Source organism: Nocardia jinanensis (assembly GCF_014645735.1).
Taxonomy (GTDB): Bacteria; Actinomycetota; Actinomycetes; order Mycobacteriales; family Mycobacteriaceae; genus Nocardia; species Nocardia jinanensis.
In genome coordinates, this window is record NZ_BMMH01000006.1 from 422011 (window position 1) to 426892 (window position 4882).

Here is a 4882-nt window from a genome sequence, read left to right on the forward strand (position 1 = left end):
CTCCGATCCCCCAGCGGTGCGCCGGACTGGTGCGGACGGTGGTCCGCCCCGAATAATATGCGTCCCTGTGCAACCGGATGCCGATGAGTCCGGGTCGGCATGTGGTGAGCGGGCTCGGTGGCCCGCCCGGATAATGGACCTCTGGGTCCTGTGGGGGGTGGATATGACGAGCGCCGACTCGCGTGGACCGACGACGCGGGGTGCGAAATCACCACGACAGGAGTTCGCGCGACAGTTCGGTGCGCTGTTCCCCGCATCACGGAAGTCGTCCACATGACCGTGCGGACCGCCGGTGATGAGCAGGCTCCGGCGGCATTGCGCTTCTTTCTTTTCGCGACACTGGTATCCGGCTTCGGCACGGCCCTGATGCCGAGCATCATCGCCTACACGACCCTTGATTCGAGCGACAACAGTCAGCGCTGGTTCGCGGTGGTTTTCCTGGTCGGGCAGGTCGTGCCGTTCTTCGTCACACTGATGCTCGCCGGCTACCTCGACAGAGCAGAGCTGTACTCCACGTCTCTCGCGGTGCAGTGCGCGCTCGCCGCAGCATGTTTCGGTTACGCCGCCGTCTCCGACTTCTACCGGTCGACCATCGCTCTCGCGATCGGACTGCAGGTGATCCTGACCGGGCTGGGCGCTGTAGCCGGGCCCGCATTGACCCGCAGTCTGGCCGTTATCTCGCCGGGCGAGCGCTGGCTGAACGAGGCGGCCCGCAAAACGACTCTCTATCGCAGCATCTCGCAGCTGCTCGGGCAGGGAATCAGCGGATTGCTCCTGGCCGGGCTCGGCGCGGGATTGGTGGTGACGATAAACGGCGTGACATTTCTCGTCATGTCGATGGCGATCATCTGGAACCGGAACAGGTATCGAGAACACCGCGATCAGATCGACGAGGGCGCGGACGCTTCCCCCCGTGGCGGCATCTTCCGGCCGCTCCGGTCCCGGCGGAGTTATCAGCTGGTGCTGTCCTATCAATTGATCACCAACATCCTGGTCGTCCATCCGTATCTGATACTTACCCCGGTTGCACTCGGCCACCACCTCGGCGTCTCCGCTGCCGTAACTCGCTGGGGTGCCCTGGGCGCCGCATTCGGCCTCGGGGCGATCGCCGGGGCGATGATCGTCGAGAAACTGGAGATCGAGAACAGACTGTCCGTCTCGGTGGCATCCGGAATTCTGGAGATACCGATTCTGATAGTCCTCGCGTGGAACCCGACGTCGCTTCTCCTGGTTCCGATGGCAGTGATCAGCGGCTTTCAGAGCACATTCGCGCGAGTTCTGTTCTCGCAACAGATGTTCACAGATTTTCGGCAGGACGAGATCGGTCGCGTCTCATCGCTGACCGGTCTCACCTGGATCGGATCGACCGCCGTCGTCTCCGCGCTCGCCACCGTGCTCGGAGCCGGTCATTCGAGGACACTGTTCTCGGTACTGACCGTATCGAGCGTGCTGGCGACAGCGACGTTCTGGTACGCGGTCATGCGCAATGAGAGGAGCGAAGCGATTCACGACAGATCAGGCGACGCTCTCTGACGGGGTAGCTTGTTCGACCGCGCCGCGGTCCAGCAGCGGTCGCGCCCGGGCGTCGAACCCGCGCCGAGTGGCACAGGACAGATCCTGGGCGGCGTGGATGGTCACGCGGCGCCTCCCGCGGCAGGGCCACCATGCCGGCGTCCGGGGATGCGTGCGACCACCGGCCCGAAACCCCGCCGCACGAGGCTGATCACCCCGTAGGGCAGGACCAAGATGAACAGGATCAACGCCATGCCGTACGTGATTCCGGTGGCCGACTGGTTGATATCCGCGGTCCACTGCGGGACGTACACGACGAAGAAGGCGCCGAATACCACACCGGGCACCGTGCCCAGTCCACCGACGACGATCATCGTGATGAACGCGATCGCGAGCGGCAGCCCGAACGCCTCCGGCCCCACATACTGGACCACGAAGCTGTAGAGCACACCGCCGACACCGGCCAGCGCGGCACTGAACGCGAAGACCGTCGTCTTGGTCCGGGTCGCAGGCACCAGCTGGAGTCCGGGCAACCGCAGTGCCGGCAACCCGAACAGATAGCCCACGATGTAGCCGACCGCGAACGCGATCGGCATCAGGAGCAGATACGGCACACTGTGGTTCTCCACCAGCACGGCGCTCAGGTACGCGCCGAGTGCGAAGAAGAAGCCGTGGCCCAGGGAGATCTGGCCGGTGTTGCCGGTCAACAGGTTCAGCCCGAGTCCGACGACGATGTACACCAGCACCATCGAGCGGTCGAAGTTCACATATGGCGCGGACACCAGCGGCGCCACCACGGCGACTCCGACGACCAGGATCACCGTGGCACGGGAGAGCCACAGCGGCGCGTCGAGTTCGGCGTGTGGACGGCGGAGGAGTTGAACGAGGCTCATACCCGTGCCACCTTCTTCGCGCCCAACAGACCTTCCGGTTTGAGTAACAACACGCCGAGGATGAGGACGAGCGCGACCGCCTGCTCGAAATCGTGGCCGATCCAGGAGATATAGGTACCGGCGAGGTTCTCGGCCACCCCCACGCACAGGCCGCCGACGATCGCGCCGACGATCACCACGGACTGCCGGGACATCACGACCGGGCCCAGCATGAGCACCGGCCCCGCGACCATCGCCGGGAACTCCCTGCTCTGCACTCCCCAGATCCACCCGGCCGCACTGTTGAGCACGAGCATCAGTCCGAGAGTGATGACCGCACCCGCGTTATCCGGGAACCGGGTGGCGGTGATCCCGCGGTGGGGTGAGATCGTCGACCATCACCAGATTCCCGCCGGACTGTTTGGCCCGGTACATGGCGGCGTCGGCGGATTGCAGCAGCTGGTCCGGGGACGGGCGCGGGCACCGCGGACAGATCGTCGCATCGAAGACCGCGACACCGACGCTCGCGGTGACCTCCACCGAGGTCTCCGGCGGGTCGGCGACCGCGCCGCGCAGGCGTTCGGCCTCGGTGCGCGCGGCGACGGTGGCCATCGGCACGGCCACCACGAACTCCTCCCCACCCGTACGCGCCACCACCGCCGCCTCCCCCGCGGCGTCGTGCAGCCGCCGGGCGGTCCGTACCAGGACGGTATCGCCGACACGATGCCCCCAGGTGTCGTTGACGCTCTTGAACCGGTCGAGATCGAAGGTCATCACGCAGATCGCGGGATACCGGTCGATCATCAGCGGCAGCCGGATCTCCAGACCCCGGCGGTTCAGCAGTTCGGTCAACGGGTCCGACAGTGATTCGGTGCGCAGCAGCCAGTACAGAACCTGCAACGCGGGCAGCGCGCTGACCACCGAGACGAACAGCAGCAGCGCGACCGCGACGGCCAACCGGATATCACCGCCGCCGGTGGCGATCCGCACCGAGAACACGATCACCGACAGCAACGACCACACCGAATGCGCCGCCAGGGCCCGCGCGCTGTGGAAGAACCCCAGGTAACTGCCGGTGACCACGAGCAGCACCGCGCCCATCGCGCCGAACACCCGATCCGGCACCTGCAGGAACTCCATCGTGAACAGCACATCGGCGCCGGCGATCAGCACCAGCGACTCGGTCCTACTCGGCCAGGGCAGCAGCCACCAGCGCAATGCCCACAGCGTCCCGCTCAGCACCCCGATCGTCGAAGCGATACCGGGATCGCCGACCGGCCCCACCGGGGTACCCGCGATCACCGCGCCCATCACCGCGATCGCCGCGCCCGCGACGCCGATCAGCACTTTCAGCGGACCGAGCGCCGACCGGGCCGCCAGCGTGCGCACCAGCCAGCGGTAGTCGACCGGATCGTTCCACCAGTCCCGCAGTGTCTTGCTGTCATTCATCGACTCACCCTTGGTCCCGACCACGTCGGCCACTGCCGCTCGTACCGAGTGCGAGAATTCCAGGAAATCTCACCAGCTGATCCGGAGCAGTCTAGACCGGACATATTCATACCCGACGCGCGAGCATGTGTTCCATCCCACAGCTGATGTGTCGGGAAAATCCGGTTCCCTCAGGTCCCATAGAAGGGACTGCGTGGTCTACATCGATATTCCGCTGACCGAGGACATCCGAGCCGCGGTCGCGGCATCGTGGGGATACGAAGGTGACAGCGAACGGCTATTCGGTGGAGAAGAATCGGCGGCGTACCGGGTCGGCGAGGCGGTCGTCCGGGTCGGGTCCCGACAGCGTGACCCCCGCGAAATGGAATGGTGTCACGGAATCGCCACCGCGGCCCGAGCTGTCCCGGAGGTTGTGGCACCGTTGGCCCGCGCAGACGGCACCACGCTGGAGATGGTGGCAGGGCGGCCCGTCACCCTTGCCGTGACCGGCGCGGCAGGCGCGGTCGGGGGCTACGCGGTCGAGCTGGCCAAGGCCGACGGACTGACCGTCGTCGCGGATGCCGCCCCGCGCGATATCGGCCGGGTGCGCGAGTTCGGCGCCGACCATATCGTCGAACGCGGTCCCCAGGTGGCCGCGCGGATCCGCCGGTCGGCGCCCGGCGGGGTCGCCGGGCTCGTGGACGGCTCGATGCAGACCACCGAGGCAGTGCCCGCCGTGGCCGACGGTGGGACGATCGCCGAACCGCGCGGCTGGACCGGCCCGGCCGGGCGCGGTATTCACGTGATCCCGGTGATGGTGACGGACGGTATGACCGATACCGAGCGACTCGATGCGCTGCGCCGCCGGGCCGAGGACGGCATCCTGACGCTGCGCGTCGCCGACGTACTGCCCGCCGAGAAAGCAGCCGAGGCCCACCGTCTGCTCGAGGCCGGTGGCCTGCGCGGCCGGTTGGTGCTCGACTTCTCTGAACAGCGGGTACGTCGTCGTCCTATCGCCGAGGGTCGGAGCGACCGGGCTTTCCATCGCGCGGCATAGGGTCGCCCGAAGC

Annotated in this window: 6 protein-coding genes; 2 read left to right on the forward strand and 4 right to left on the reverse strand. The window is 66.8% G+C overall.

What is annotated here, in order from left to right:
- Positions 1-273 precede the first annotated feature (273 nt).
- Positions 274-1533, forward strand: coding sequence for an MFS transporter (locus tag IEY68_RS17395; protein WP_062999823.1), 1260 nt, complete (start codon positions 274-276; stop codon positions 1531-1533).
- Here IEY68_RS17395 and IEY68_RS36785 read toward each other — a convergent pair.
- Genes IEY68_RS36785 through IEY68_RS17410 form a run of 4 tightly spaced genes read right to left on the reverse strand, consistent with a single transcriptional unit; the run spans position 1516 to position 3833 of the window.
- Positions 1516-1638, reverse strand: coding sequence for a hypothetical protein (locus tag IEY68_RS36785; protein WP_268241629.1), 123 nt, complete (start codon positions 1636-1638; stop codon positions 1516-1518). The genes IEY68_RS17395 and IEY68_RS36785 overlap by 18 nt on opposite strands.
- Complete coding sequence (locus tag IEY68_RS17400) at positions 1635-2405, reverse strand: branched-chain amino acid ABC transporter permease (RefSeq protein ID WP_062999825.1); 771 nt, start codon at positions 2403-2405, stop codon at positions 1635-1637. The genes IEY68_RS36785 and IEY68_RS17400 overlap by 4 nt, the downstream gene beginning before the upstream one ends.
- The gene (locus IEY68_RS17405; protein ID WP_062999827.1) at positions 2402-2701 is read right to left on the reverse strand and encodes a hypothetical protein; all 300 of its coding nucleotides are present in this window, start codon (positions 2699-2701) and stop codon (positions 2402-2404) included. The genes IEY68_RS17400 and IEY68_RS17405 overlap by 4 nt, the downstream gene beginning before the upstream one ends.
- 28 nt (positions 2702-2729) lie before the next feature.
- The gene (locus IEY68_RS17410) at positions 2730-3833 is read right to left on the reverse strand and encodes a GGDEF domain-containing protein (RefSeq protein WP_189094348.1); all 1104 of its coding nucleotides are present in this window, start codon (positions 3831-3833) and stop codon (positions 2730-2732) included.
- 193 nt (positions 3834-4026) lie between these two features.
- On the opposite strand from IEY68_RS17410, the gene IEY68_RS17415 reads away from it, so the two are divergent.
- The gene (locus tag IEY68_RS17415; RefSeq protein ID WP_229718841.1) at positions 4027-4869 is read left to right on the forward strand and encodes a zinc-binding dehydrogenase; all 843 of its coding nucleotides are present in this window, start codon (positions 4027-4029) and stop codon (positions 4867-4869) included.
- Positions 4870-4882 lie beyond the last annotated feature (13 nt).

Coding starts and splice junctions, on each gene's coding strand:
- IEY68_RS17400 (WP_062999825.1), bottom strand. CDS start 2,405: ATGAGCCTCGTTCAACTCCTCCGCCGTCCACACGCCGAACTCGACGCG.
- IEY68_RS17395 (WP_062999823.1), top strand. CDS start 274: ATGACCGTGCGGACCGCCGGTGATGAGCAGGCTCCGGCGGCATTGCGC.
- IEY68_RS17410 (WP_189094348.1), bottom strand. CDS start 3,833: ATGAATGACAGCAAGACACTGCGGGACTGGTGGAACGATCCGGTCGAC.
- IEY68_RS17405 (WP_062999827.1), bottom strand. CDS start 2,701: ATGCTCGTGCTCAACAGTGCGGCCGGGTGGATCTGGGGAGTGCAGAGC.